Origin of the sequence: Nannocystis pusilla (genome assembly GCF_020073745.1) — a bacterium.
In the GTDB taxonomy this organism is placed as follows: domain Bacteria; phylum Myxococcota_A; class Polyangia; order Nannocystales; family Nannocystaceae; genus Nannocystis; species Nannocystis radixulma.
The window spans coordinates 1-12,214 of record NZ_JAIRAU010000036.1 but is presented as its reverse complement, the minus strand read 5'-3'; the positions used below and the strand labels follow the sequence as shown (position 1 = coordinate 12,214).

The following is a 12,214-nucleotide window of genomic DNA, read 5'->3' as shown; positions in this document are numbered from 1 at the left end:
CGCACGACTCCGACTTCGGATATGCCGGCCGCGGAACGGCGCGCCGCTCCGCGGGCCCGCGACGATCAGCCTTCTGGTCCAACATCTGGAGCGCACGGATACGCCTCCAGGTCCGCTCCGCGAGCCGCCCCCGCGCCTTGCGGCGCAAAAGTTGTCGCTTCTCGCGCTCGAGCTCGAGCCCTGGGAGCCAGGCCAGGCGGCTTCCGCTGCCTCCTGCTGGCGCTCACGCCTTCAGGCCCTCGGCCGCCAGCGCGGCGAGCACCGCGGGCCGCTCGGCGATCCGAGCGCCGTGGGCCGCGAGGTTCGGCGGCAGCGGGGCGAGCAGCTTCTGGTAGGTGCGGAGCGCGTAGAAGGCGTAGGCGTCGGCCACGGTGAACGCCTCGCCGTGGAAGAACGGCCGCTCGCCGAGGTCGCGCGCCAGCGCCTCGACGCGCGCGGCCAGGCGGCCCGCCGCCCACCGCTTGCTCTCCTCGCTCGGGCTCGGCATCAACGTGAACGGCGCGAAGCCCTTGTGCAGCTCGGTGGCGATGAAGAGCAGGCGCTCGTCGAAGCGGACCCGCTCGAGCCCGCCGCGGCGCGGCGCGAGTCCGGCCTCGGGCCAGGCGTCGGCGATGTACTGCAGCAGGACGGCGGTCTCCGTCAGCACGCTGCCGTCGGCCAGCTGCAGCGCCGGCACGTAGCCCTTCGGGTTGATGCTCGCCAGGTCGTCGCCGGCCTCGGTCTTGCGGGTGCGCAGGTCGACGCGCACCAGCTCGAACGCCGCGCCCGCCTCGCGCAGGGCGACGTGAGGCGCGAGGGAGCAGACGCCGGGGGTGTAGTAGAGCTTCAGCGGCTGGGTCATGGGCCCGGTCTACGCCGCCGCGCCGGCTTGAACAATCCCGGCCGATTGATCAATCTGTTCAGCGCCATGAACAGCCGCCCCGACTTCGCCGCCATCGAGGCGTTCGTCCGCGTCGCCGAGACCGGCAGCTTCCGCGCCGCCGCCCTCGCCCTGGCCGCGCCCGTGTCGACGGTCAGCGTGCAGGTCAGCCGCCTCGAGGCGCGGCTCGGCACCCGCCTGTTCGAGCGTACGACCCGGCGCGTGCGCCTGACCGACGAGGGCGAGCGTTACTTCGAGCAGGTCCGCGCCGGGCTCGACGTCGTCAGCGAGGCCGAGCGCGCGGTCACGGAGCGCCGGGGCGAGGCGCGCGGCCGCCTGCGAATCGCCGCGCCGAGCGGCTTCGGCGAGGGCGTGTTGGGGCGCATGCTCGGGTCGTTCACGCGGGAGCACCCGCACGTCGACGTCGAGATCGAGCTCGCCGCCGGTCAGCTCGACCCGCTGCGCGACGGCTTCGACGTCGTGATCCAGGCCGAGCCGGCCGCGAGCGCCTCGCTGGTGGCGCGCAAGCTCGGCGCGCCCACCAAATACCGCCTGGTGGCGAGCCGCGAGTACCTGGCCGGGCGCGGGACGCCGACCCACCCGCGCGAGCTGGCGAAGCACGTATGCCTGGTGATGGGCACGCGCCGCGAGGCGACCACGTGGCGCTTCGTGCGAGGCGCGAGCCGCCCGGCGATCGTGCACCGCCACGCCACCGCCAACAGCTGGCCGCTGATCCGCGACCTCGCGGCCGCCGGCTGCGGGATCGCCCGGCTGCCCGAGTACCTCGCGGCGCCGGCGATCTCCGAGGGCCGCGTCGTCCCGGTGCTCGACGACTACTGCCCCGCCGTCGAGCAGATGTACGCGGTCTACGCCCACGGCCGCCACGTGCCGGCCCGCCTCAGCAGCTTCGTCGCGGCGCTGCAGCGATTCCTCGCCGTGTGGCCGGGCTGCCTCCCGCCGCCTCCGCCGCGCGCGAGGACCTGACCGCCGACGCACGGTCGCTCGCCTGCTGCCATCGATCGACCGCGGCGCGCGACGCGTGCATCGCTGCATCCGTTGGAGGTCACCGCGGAGGCGGGCCGCGCGATCCTGCGCGATCGATGTGATCACTGTCGGCTGCTCCAAGGCCGCACCCGGCGCCTGGTTGTCGCGTCGCCGGCCGGCGCTAGCCTGCGATTCAGCGCAGTCTACTCGCCGCGCCCCTGCCATGAATGGTATCGCGGGGGTGCGCGGGCTCTACCATGGAAGCGAGGCCGGAAGTGCCGCCGCGAGAACCCATCTTGGTCGATTGCAGGGACATCGAACGCCCGGCCGCTCGCGTACGCCCGCGCCTGATTGCAGCATGGCTGGCGATCGCCGCGGTCCTCTTCGTGGCCTGCGACCCGGGCGAGCGAGACGGCGCCGGGGCGCAACTCGCCGGGCTCGACAATGCTGAATTTCGCGACCGCGTCGTCGCCTTCGTGCGCGAGGTGGCCGCGCGCGAGCCGGACGTCGCCTGCCCCGTGTCCATGACCGGGGTCGAGCCGCTCCACGTCGCGGTCGCGATGTACGTCGGCGGCGCGGTCGTCGGGCGCGGGTTCGCGGCCGAACACGAGCTGTGCCCGGCCCTGAAGGCCGCCACCGAGCGAGCCCTGGCGGCGTCCGGCCCCGACCGCTCGCGCCTGGCCCAGGCGCGCTTCGTCGTCGAGCTCACCGACTCCGCGTACGCCATGGTCGAGTACGAGGGCGAGGGCGTCGAGCTGGTCAACGGCCTGGTGCCGGCGCGCGTGCTCGACCGGCACATGGTGCGCCGGCGCATCGACGAGGGCGAGGCGTACCTGCTGCGGGTGATGGATCCGTCGCTCGGCGGCGTCCACAAGTACTATCACGCGCCCACCGACAGCTTTGAAGCCCGGCTGCACACGATCTACACCGCCTCGACGCTCTACACCTTGCTCGCGCTCCACGCCCACGATAGCGACGAGAGCCTGCGTCAGCCGATCGAGCGGGCGGCCGGGTTCCTGCTGTCGATGCAGCGCCTCGCCCCGGGCCAGCCCGGCCACGGCGCGTTTCACTACTCGCTGGACCTGCAGCGACACGAGCGCGAGCCGCGGTTCGTCGTCGGCACCACCTCCAAGTCCATCTTCACCTTGATCGCGCTGCACGCCCTCACCGGGGACGACGCGTACCTCGACGCCGCCCGCCTGGCCGCCGACTGGCTATTGATCATGCAGGACGCCGACGGGCGCGTAACACCGGAGCTGCGCCTCGACGCGAACGCCGCCTGGAGCGTGACGGACCGCGAATCGCTGCTGTACACCGGCCAGGTGCTCTCGGCGCTGTCGCGCCTGTACGAGGCGACCGCCGACCCGCGCTACCTCGACGCCGCCGCGCGCACGGCCGGCCGCCTGCTCGCCCGGGTGGAGAGCGAGGGGTGTTACCTCGGTGACGACTATCGCTCGCCCAACCCGATCTCGAGCTCGTGGGTGATCCTGTCGCTCTTCGACTACGCGCGCGCCGGCGACGAACCCGCGATCCGCGAGGCCGTGTTCGCGTGCGCGGACGAGCTGCTCGCCCGGCAGATCGACGATCCCGCCGACGTCTACCGCCACGGCCGCTGGCAGGCCTCGCTGTCGAGCAGCGGCAACGGCTGGTTGGCCGAGGTCCTGTCCGAGCTCTACCGCGATTGCCCGGACAGCGACCACGACGGCTGCGCCAGGTTCCGCCGCGCCGTCGTCCTGCTGTTCCGCCTGCTGATGCAGTACACCTATTCGCCCGAGAACTCCTTCGTGGCCGCGGACCCGGACATGGCCCGGGGCGGTCTGTTCTGGAACCCGCGCGAACGCGACGTGCGCACCGACTCGGTCTGCCACGCCATGAACGCCTACGTGTTCATGCTCGACCATTTGCCCGCCGGCGTCCTCGTCGAGCTGCCCGAGCCGCCGCTGGCCGAGCGCCTCGCGCCCCTGGATCGGTCGGGGCGCCTCGCCGATCTCGAGGACGAGGAAGCCGACGGCGAGGCCGAGGAGGACGATGAACCCGCCGTCGACATCGTCGAGTGAGGCGCCCCGGGCCGGCGGTCGCCGCGGCGGCGTCACCGAGCCGTGCTCGACCGCTGCCCGCGGACGGGCAGGCGGCCCGCGAGCGACGCAATTCGCACCGGAGGTCGCTGGACGGCTCCGGGCACGAATCACATCTTTGGTGGCATCGCCGACCCGATGCTGCTGGTTCGACGGGCTCGCGCCCCGGGCGTGCGTCTCGTCGTGCCCGGGCCTCGGCGCGGCCAGAGCCGCGGGTCGCCGCGGGCGATGTCGATTGCGAGCACGCGGGCGGACACCTCGGCGGGCCTGACCGCGTCCGGTCTGTTCACAGTAGGAGGCGCAAGATGTTGCTGTCACGAGAGTTCAAAGTGTTCCCCCTGACACTCCTGGCCGCGTGGCCGATCGGCTGCGCCGGGGAGGCGCCGGGGGACGAGGCGTCCATCCAGGTCGCGGCGGATGAAGAGGCCGACAGGGCCGAGCGCGGCGGCGCATCGCCGGCGCTCGTCCGCGCCGATTCGTGTGAGGACGTCGCCAGCACCGTCAAAGCCAGGCTCATCGAGGCCATGGAGGCGCAGCTGGAGTCCAGCCTGTCCGAGGCCATGGCCGCGGCCACCTACTCCTGCGAGAATTACGGCGAGGAGGAGGAGGAAGAGGAAGAAGAGGAGGAGGAAGAGTCCGACGCGGCCAGCGAGTACTCGGAGACCAATACCCAGGTGGCCGACGTCGACGAGGCCGACTTCGTGAAGAACGACGGCGGCTACCTGTACGTCCTCGCCGACGGTCGCTTCCGGGTGCTGGACGCCTGGCCCGCCGCCCAGGCGCACGCCCTCTCCTCCGTCAAGATCAAGGGTACGCCGCGGCGGATGTACGTCCACGCGGACACGGCGGTCATCTACTCCTCCCTCGACGAGATGGTCGGCGACGGCGGGTACGGCGAGTGTACGTACGGCTACGATTGCGACTTCACCGGCGACGGGCACAAGCTCCAGATCACCGTGCTGGACATCAGCAATCGCGCCAGGCCGCGGCGGATCCGCGAGGTGGTGTTCAACGGCTCGTACCTGAATTCTCGGCGCGTCGGCAAGGACGTCCACACCGCGGTGGTGTTCCCCGAGCTCGAGGTCCCGGGCCTGACCTACTGGCCAGACTCCCTGCCGCAGACGTATTGCGGGCTGCAGGATGACGGCTTCACGCAGACCGAGGTGCAGGCGCTGTTCGAGAAGGTGCGCCTCGCCAACCTCAAGCGCATCGAGGCGGCCCCCCTGTCCAAGCTGTTGCCGTCGGTCACCGACGCCCGCCTGGTCGGGAACAAGGTTCACATCAAGAGGGGCCCGCTGTCGTCATGCAGCGAGGTGTACCTGGCGCAGACCGGCGACACCCGCGGCTTCCTGTCGCTGGTGTCCTTCGCCATCGGCGAGCAGACCCCCGTGGAGGCCAGCACGATCATGAGCCGCCCCGGCGCGGTGTACGGCACCAAGGATTCGCTTTACGTCGCCGTGCGGCACTGGCGGGACCCGGACGACGCGTGGTTCGCGGGGCTCGAGGAGGACGTGACCGACGCCACCACCGTGCACAAGTTCGCGCTCGCTCCCGGCGGGGGCGCGGCGGAGTACGCGGCCAGCGGCGTGGTCAAGGGCCGGGTCCTCAACCAGTTCGCGATGGACGAGCACCACGGCGCGTTCCGGATCGCCACCACCAGCGGGTACCTCCCGGACCCGAACGTCCACAGCACCGTCTCGGTGCTGAGGGAGCAGGGCTCGCGGCTGGTGGAGATCGGCAGGATCGACGACATCGCCCCGACCGAGGACATCCGCTCGGTGCGGTTCCGCGGCGACGTGGGCTTCGTGGTGACGTTCAAGAAGACCGACCCGCTGTTCGTGCTCGACCTCGCCGACCCCGCCGCGCCGGGCATCAAGGGCGAGCTCAAGATCCCGGGCTTCTCGACCTACATGCACCTCATGGACCGCGACCACCTCCTCACCATGGGCTACGACGCCGACGATCAGGGCGACTTCGCGTGGTTCCAGGGCATCCAGCTGCAGGTCATCGACGTGTCCGATCTGGCGAACCCCGAGGTGCTGGACAAGGAGGTGATCGGCACCCGCGGCTCGACCTCGGAGGCCGCCACCGATCACCTGGCGTTCACCTACTTCAAGGCGCGCGACCTGCTCGCGGTGCCCATGACGATCTGCGAGGGCGGCGGCGGCGGTGAGTACGGCGACCTCATGACCTTCAGCGGTCTCCTGGTCTACCGCGTGACCGTGGACGGCGGGTTCACCCTGCTGGGCGGCGTGCCGCACGAGGAGCCCGAGACGCCGCAGGCGTGGAGCGGCAAGTGCAACAATTGGTGGACGGACTCCGCGTCCAAGGTCAAGCGTTCGGTGTTCATGGAGGACTGGGTGTTCTCGATCGCCCCCGATCTCGTCAACGTGGCGAGCCTCGACGACCTCGCGCACCCCGCCGTCTCCATCCCGTTGACGGGCCATTGAAGGCCCCGGACGACGCGTGGCGGTGACGGCCCGCTGGGCCGGCACCGCCACGACGGCGCTCCGCGAATTCTCGGCGAGCTAGCGAGCGCGGGCGGCCTTCGCAGGGCTGCCGACGAACGCCGCCAGATGCTCGCCGGTCAGCGTCGACCGCTTCGCCACCAGGTCGGCCGGCGTGCCCTCGAACACGATCCGCCCGCCGTCGTGGCCCGCGCCCGGTCCGAGGTCGATGATCCAGTCGGCGTGGGCCATCACCGCCTGGTTGTGCTCGATCACGAGGACCGACTTCCCGGAGTCGACCAGTCGATCGAGCAACCCGAGCAGCTGCTCGAGGTCGGCCAGATGCAGCCCGGTGGTCGGCTCGTCGAGCACGTAGACGCCGCCCTCTGCGCCCATGTGCGTCGCCAGCTTGAGCCGCTGCCGCTCGCCGCCGGACAGCGTGGTGAGCGGCTGGCCGAGCCGCAGGTAGCCGAGCCCCACGTCGGCCATGCGCTGCAGGATCGCGTGCGCGGCCGGCGTGCGCGCCTCGCCCTTGCCGAAGAATTCGACCGCGTCCTTGACCGGCAGGTCGAGCACCTCGGCGATGTTGAGCTTGCCGAGCCGGTACTCCAGCACCGACGCCTGGAACCGCCGGCCCTCGCAGTCCTCGCAGACCGTGGTGACGCCGGCCATCATCGCCAGGTCGGTGTAGATCACCCCGGCGCCGTTGCAGGTCGGACAGGCGCCCTCCGAGTTGGCGCTGAACAGGGCCGGCTTCACGCCGTTGGCCTTGGCGAACGCCTTGCGGATCGGCTCGAGCAGATCGGTGTAGGTCGCCGGGTTGCTCCGCCGCGAGCCGCGGATCGGCGCCTGGTCGACCGACACCACCCCGTCGCGGCCGCTCACCGAGCCGTGGATCAGCGAGCTCTTGCCCGACCCGGCCACGCCGGTCACCACCACGAGCACGCCGAGCGGGATGTCGACGTCGACCTTCTTCAGGTTGTGCGTGCTGGCGCCGCGGATCTTCAGCACGCCCGAGGGCTTGCGCACCTTCGGCTTCAGCGAGGTCCTGTCGCTGAGGTGCCGCCCGGTGAGCGTGCCGCTGGCCCGCAGCCCGTCGACGGTGCCCGTGAAGACGATCTCGCCGCCGGCCGTGCCGGCGCCGGGGCCGAGGTCGACCACGTGGTCGGCGATGGCGATCGTCTCCGGCTTGTGCTCGACCACGAGGACGGTGTTGCCCTTGTCGCGCAGCCGCAGCAGCAGGTCGTTCATCCGCTGGATGTCGTGGGGGTGCAGCCCGATCGTCGGCTCGTCGAAGACGTAGGTGACGTCGGTGAGCGACGACCCGAGGTGGCCGATCATCTTGGTGCGCTGCGCCTCGCCGCCCGACAGCGTGCCCGACGGGCGGTCGAGGCTGAGGTAGCCGAGGCCGATCTCGACGAACGAGTCGAGCGTCTCCTGCAGCGTCTTGAGCAGCGGCGCGACCGACGGCTCCTTCAGACCGCGCACCCACTCGGCCAGGTCGCTGATCTGCATGGCACAGACGTCGGCGATGTTCTTGCCCTTGATCTTGCACGACCGGGCGGCCTCGCTGAGGCGGGTGCCGCCGCACTCGGGACACGCGGCGAACGTGATCGCCCGCTCGACGAACGCCCGGATGTGCGGCTGCATCGCGTCGACGTCCTTGGACAGGAACGACTTCTGGATCGCCGGGATCAGCCCCGAATACGTCAGGTTGATCCCGTCGACCTTGATCTTGGTCGGCTCCTTGTGGAGCAGGTCGTGCAGCTCCTTCTTGTTGTACTTGCGGATCGGCTTGTCGGGGTCGAAGAAGCCGCAGCCGCGGAAGATGCGGCCGTACCAGCCGTCCATGCTGTAGCCGGGGATCGTCAGCGCGCCCTCGTTGAGCGACTTCTTGTCGTCGTACAGCTGCGACAGGTCGAAGTCGGAGACCTGGCCCATGCCCTCGCATCGCGGGCACATGCCGCCGGCGATCGAGAACTCGCGCTTCTCGGGCTTCTTGCCCTCGCCCTTGTCGACCGAGATCGACCCGACCCCGCGGACCGACGGGACGTTGAAGGAGAACGCGTTGGACGAGCCGATGTACGGCTTGCCGAGCCGGCTGAACAGCACCCGCAGCATCGCGTTGGCGTCGGTCGCCGTGCCGACGGTCGAGCGGGAGTTGGCGCCCATGCGCTCCTGGTCGACGATGATCGCGGTCGTCAGCCCCTCCAGGACGTCGACCTCGGGCCGGCCCAGCGTCGGCATGAACCCCTGCACGAACGAGCTGTAGGTCTCGTTGATCAGCCGCTGCGACTCCGCCGCGATCGTGCCGAACACCAGCGACGACTTGCCCGACCCCGAGACGCCGGTGAACACGGTCAACCGCCGCTTGGGGATCTCGACGCTGATGTCCTTCAGGTTGTTCTCCCGCGCACCCTGGACGCGGATCAGGTCGTGGTTGTCTGCCGGGTGTTTCATTGGAGTGGCCATGTTCGGCTCCTCTATATATCGAGCGTCGGCGGTCTGTGAAGAGGCCCCACTGCGCCGGGTCATCCGCGGACGCGCGCCGACTCGGCCCCGCGCCACCTGGCGGCATACGGCAGCACGAACAGGTACAGACCGGTCAGCAGCAGCAAGATCAGCGGGAACAACGCCAGCAGGCCCACCCACACGACCGGCTCCCCCTGCCCCATGGCGGCGATGTTGATGATGACGGCCACGGTGAAGGCGATGGACACCCAGCGGTGAGTCTGCCGAATCCACTTGTTCGAGTTCATCACGTCCTCCTCTGGAAAACGAGCCGCGAGCGGCCCGGACACACGCACATGTACGACGAAGTTGTTGCTGGCGAGCGCATCCTGCTCGCCGAGCGTCACGAAGCGCAGCGAGTCGCCGAGGCGCACGAAAACCCTCGGCGCTCGCTGGCACATGAAGGCCCGGGCCGCACGACCCGGGCGTGGTCATTCAACAGGCCACGAGGCTCATGCGATCCGCGGCAGCAGCTCGACGAGCTTCCCGCCCATCATCTTCCAGCCGTAGCGGGCGCCGCCGAATTCCTGCTTCTGCTCCGCCTTGAAGCCCGACTGCACGAGCGACAGGAGGGTCCCCCTGGCGGTGGGCGTGAGCGTGAAGGTCACGACGGTGTCGAGGAAGGGGACGCGCCACGTGTAGCTGATCTTCCGCGGCGCCTCGACCTCGAGGACCTCGCAGTTCACGGTGCCGTCCCAGCCGGGATACGCCTGCGTCTTGAACATGAACGCCGCGCCGGACTCGGGCTTGAAACCGATGACGGGCAGGAGCCACTCGGCGAGCAGCTCGGGGTCGGTGAGCGCCCGCCACACCTTCTCCGGCGAATGCTGCAGATCGAACTCGAACGACAGGGACTCGGTCTGCGACTTTGCGGTCGTCTCGGTGACAGTCATGGGTCCATCCTCTTCAACAGTTGGTCAAGGCGATCGACGTGCTCCGTCCAGAAGGCACGGTAGTGGGCGATCCAATCGATGAGCGGCTTCATTCCACCTGGCTCCACCCGGTAGTAGACACACCGCCCCTCGCGCCGGCCGTTGACCAGGCCGGCGTCCTTCAAGGTGGCGAGGTGCTGCGAGACCGCCGGCTGCGAGATGTCGAAGCGAGCGGTGAGGTCCTTCACCGCCGCCTCGCCTCGCGTGAGCGACTCGAAGATCGCCCGACGACTGGGGTCCGCCAGCGCCTGGAAGATCTTGTCCTCGAGCACGGCCGCGCTCTGCATGTGCAACCTATAAGCCGATGCTTATTGGTTGTCAAGCGCTCCAATCAGGCCGCTGCTGTCCGTACAGCGCCTCGCAGGACCTCTCGCCTCCAGCCACGGCGCGTGCTCTCGGAGCGCAGCCCGCCCCGATGAGCTACCGCACACTCAGCATCGCCGGAGGCATCCGGTGCCCGCGAAGCACTACGAGCTGTCCTCGCTCGGCTCGCCCGCTCGCTACCAGCGGACGGAGCGGAGCCACGAACAGGATTTCAGCGATTCAACGACAACAGGCGCCTCCGTCGAAGACGAAGGCGCCTGCTCCCCAGGAGATCGCAACGGGCAATGACCGGCCTCTGCAACAAACGCCGGCGCGTCGCCCTGCTCTCACTCGATGGGCGGGGGATAACAGATGAAGCAGGCGCCGCACGCCGAGTACTGCGTCTTGCTACCCCAGGCGATCTTGTTGTTGCAGCAATCGTAGCCGAACTGGCCGACGACCGTGGTACGGCTGGCGTCGCTGTAGTAGGTGCAGTTGCTCGCCGCCTCCACCGAGGGGGCGGAGAACAGGGCTCCCAGGGCGAAGAAGGCCAGGAAGAGGGCGGTGAATCCAGCTTTATGCATGTGGTCGCTCCTTTGACGTGTGCATCTACCTTAGCGCAATTCGGTCGACGATGAAGCTGTTCTTTTGGGTTCATCACCCCCCAATCGCCGTCACTCTCTGGGGCTCGCATTCGCAGCGCGGCGACCCCGAACGGAGATCCCCCATGCGCTTGCAGCGAACTGGCATGAACGAGACGTCGGTGATCCCGGCTGTCGCTCGCGGAATGAGCGGCTTGTCACGCAGAGGCTCGCGGTTTGCGCTCGCGCGCGACGAGCGAGCCGGGCTCAGCGGCTCCTCGTATCGTCATACCACGGAGGGGGAACACTTCATTCGGCGTGCCCCTGCGGAATGATCATATTGCCGGCGCGGCCGGTACAGGTTGATTCTCAAGACATGTCTTTTGGAGCATACGAAAAACCCCACCCCTCCCCCGCGCACCGGTCGGGCCATCTTGCCCGTGTGGACCCGCCCGCGTGGGGCTTCGCTCCCCCTGACACGCGTGCCCGGGTCGGTGCGTCGCCGGACGCTCCCCGACCACGCCGGAGCAGCCCCTGCAGGCCGCTTCCGGCAAAATGCCCCGCGGTACGGGTTTTGCTCTCGCGCCCTGCATGCGAATTACATTCGTCCAGGGCGCCCTGGCGCCCGCTCTTCTGGTCCTCGTCTGCGGCGCCGCGCTCGGCTGTCCGGGCAAGGACGGCGAAGACACCGACACCGACGTCACGACCGACGCGACCCTCGGCACGACCACCGGCACCGACGGGGCCAGCGCTCCGTCGACCACGATCGAGCCCACCACCACGGACGCCACCGGCACCACCGAGGACACGCTCGGCACCACCACGATGGAGGTCGATTCGCGCTGCGAGTGCGTCGAGACGTGGTCCTTCGGCTCCGACTCGTACTCCTGCGTGAAGGGCTCGTGCGGGATCCTCAACGGCCGCTGCGAGGGGGGCGACCCCGACACCGGGGACGGCGAATGCGTGTTCACGGGCGTCAGCGAGGAGAAGATCGACTGCGCGCTCGATCGCCTGATCGCCGGCGAGGTCGGGTTCGGCGCCGAGTGGAGCTACACCTCCAACGGTGGCTTCACCTCGAGCGGCGGGTGGGTCACGATCGTCGACTCCGATCGCACTGCCGTGATGCGCCGGTGGTGGTGGCTCGACCTCGGCGGCGAGGAGACCAGCGCCGGCCTGGTCCGGCTCAAGGACGCCGCCTACTTCGAGGGTTGCAAGGCCGAGCCCGACCTCGAGGCCCGCTTCGACTGCCTGATCGGCTGGACCGACGACGAGCCCGACGCCCTGTGCGACGAGGAGGGCACAGCCAGCGACATCTGAGCGATACTCATGCGAGTGAGCTCGCCCGGGGCGGGCTCGAGAATCGCATCGCCCTGTCGGTCACCGACCCGAGGCGCAGGCTGACGAGGTCGGACGGGTAGTTCATCCGCAGGCGCCACGGCGCCCGCGAGCCCTGCTTCGGCAGCATGGCCAGCGAGCGGAGCACGTAGCCCGCGCCGAAGTCGAGCAGCGGGCGCTCGGCCAT

At 69.7% G+C, this 12,214-nt stretch carries 10 protein-coding genes and 1 pseudogene; 4 read left to right on the top strand and 7 right to left on the bottom strand.

The window, feature by feature from the left end:
- Positions 1 to 223: 223 nt before the first annotated feature.
- A complete protein-coding gene (locus K7C98_RS26785; protein ID WP_224194620.1) occupies positions 224 to 841 on the bottom strand; it encodes a glutathione S-transferase N-terminal domain-containing protein in 618 nt (205 codons plus the stop codon).
- Between the two features lie 66 nt (positions 842 to 907).
- On the opposite strand from K7C98_RS26785, the gene K7C98_RS26780 reads away from it, so the two are divergent.
- From K7C98_RS26780 to K7C98_RS26770, 3 genes are all read left to right on the top strand, one after another.
- Entirely contained in the window at positions 908 to 1,843 is a 936-nt protein-coding gene (locus K7C98_RS26780; RefSeq protein WP_224194619.1) for a LysR family transcriptional regulator, read from the top strand.
- 296 nt (positions 1,844 to 2,139) lie between these two features.
- Entirely contained in the window at positions 2,140 to 3,900 is a 1,761-nt protein-coding gene (locus K7C98_RS26775; protein WP_224194618.1) for a prenyltransferase/squalene oxidase repeat-containing protein, read from the top strand.
- A gap of 323 nt (positions 3,901 to 4,223) precedes the next feature.
- A complete protein-coding gene (locus K7C98_RS26770) occupies positions 4,224 to 6,368 on the top strand; it encodes a beta-propeller domain-containing protein (protein ID WP_224194617.1) in 2,145 nt (714 codons plus the stop codon).
- Between the two features lie 78 nt (positions 6,369 to 6,446).
- Here the strand turns inward: K7C98_RS26770 and K7C98_RS26765 are convergent, their stop codons facing one another.
- From K7C98_RS26765 to K7C98_RS26745, 5 genes are all read right to left on the bottom strand, one after another.
- Complete coding sequence (locus K7C98_RS26765) at positions 6,447 to 8,825, bottom strand: ATP-binding cassette domain-containing protein (protein ID WP_224194616.1); 2,379 nt, start codon at positions 8,823 to 8,825, stop codon at positions 6,447 to 6,449.
- 71 nt (positions 8,826 to 8,896) lie between these two features.
- Positions 8,897 to 9,124, bottom strand: a complete 228-nt coding sequence (locus tag K7C98_RS45040; RefSeq protein ID WP_346660303.1) for a hypothetical protein — start codon at positions 9,122 to 9,124, stop codon at positions 8,897 to 8,899.
- A 204-nt stretch (positions 9,125 to 9,328) separates the two neighbouring features.
- Positions 9,329 to 9,769, bottom strand: coding sequence for an SRPBCC family protein (locus tag K7C98_RS26755; protein ID WP_224194614.1), 441 nt, complete (start codon positions 9,767 to 9,769; stop codon positions 9,329 to 9,331).
- On the bottom strand, positions 9,766 to 10,095 hold the full coding sequence (locus tag K7C98_RS26750; RefSeq protein ID WP_224194613.1) for an ArsR/SmtB family transcription factor: 330 nt from the start codon (positions 10,093 to 10,095) through the stop codon (positions 9,766 to 9,768). The genes K7C98_RS26755 and K7C98_RS26750 overlap by 4 nt, the downstream gene beginning before the upstream one ends.
- Before the next feature lie 363 nt (positions 10,096 to 10,458).
- Positions 10,459 to 10,695, bottom strand: a complete 237-nt coding sequence (locus K7C98_RS26745; RefSeq protein WP_224194612.1) for a DUF6289 family protein — start codon at positions 10,693 to 10,695, stop codon at positions 10,459 to 10,461.
- Positions 10,696 to 11,283: 588 nt separating this feature from the next.
- On the opposite strand from K7C98_RS26745, the gene K7C98_RS26740 reads away from it, so the two are divergent.
- Complete coding sequence (locus K7C98_RS26740) at positions 11,284 to 12,009, top strand: hypothetical protein (protein ID WP_224194611.1); 726 nt, start codon at positions 11,284 to 11,286, stop codon at positions 12,007 to 12,009.
- A 7-nt stretch (positions 12,010 to 12,016) separates the two neighbouring features.
- Here the strand turns inward: K7C98_RS26740 and K7C98_RS26735 are convergent.
- Positions 12,017 to 12,214 (bottom strand): annotated as a pseudogene (locus tag K7C98_RS26735) (FAD-containing monooxygenase EthA); the annotation flags it as partial.

Bases quoted from the DNA above. Each gene is read 5' to 3' on its own strand.
- K7C98_RS45040 (WP_346660303.1), bottom strand. From the start codon at position 9,124: ATGAACTCGAACAAGTGGATTCGGCAGACTCACCGCTGGGTGTCCATC.
- K7C98_RS26785 (WP_224194620.1), bottom strand. From the start codon at position 841: ATGACCCAGCCGCTGAAGCTCTACTACACCCCCGGCGTCTGCTCCCTC.
- K7C98_RS26755 (WP_224194614.1), bottom strand. From the start codon at position 9,769: ATGACTGTCACCGAGACGACCGCAAAGTCGCAGACCGAGTCCCTGTCG.
- K7C98_RS26745 (WP_224194612.1), bottom strand. From the start codon at position 10,695: ATGCATAAAGCTGGATTCACCGCCCTCTTCCTGGCCTTCTTCGCCCTG.
- K7C98_RS26765 (WP_224194616.1), bottom strand. From the start codon at position 8,825: ATGAAACACCCGGCAGACAACCACGACCTGATCCGCGTCCAGGGTGCG.
- K7C98_RS26740 (WP_224194611.1), top strand. From the start codon at position 11,284: ATGCGAATTACATTCGTCCAGGGCGCCCTGGCGCCCGCTCTTCTGGTC.
- K7C98_RS26770 (WP_224194617.1), top strand. From the start codon at position 4,224: ATGTTGCTGTCACGAGAGTTCAAAGTGTTCCCCCTGACACTCCTGGCC.
- K7C98_RS26750 (WP_224194613.1), bottom strand. From the start codon at position 10,095: ATGCAGAGCGCGGCCGTGCTCGAGGACAAGATCTTCCAGGCGCTGGCG.
- K7C98_RS26780 (WP_224194619.1), top strand. From the start codon at position 908: ATGAACAGCCGCCCCGACTTCGCCGCCATCGAGGCGTTCGTCCGCGTC.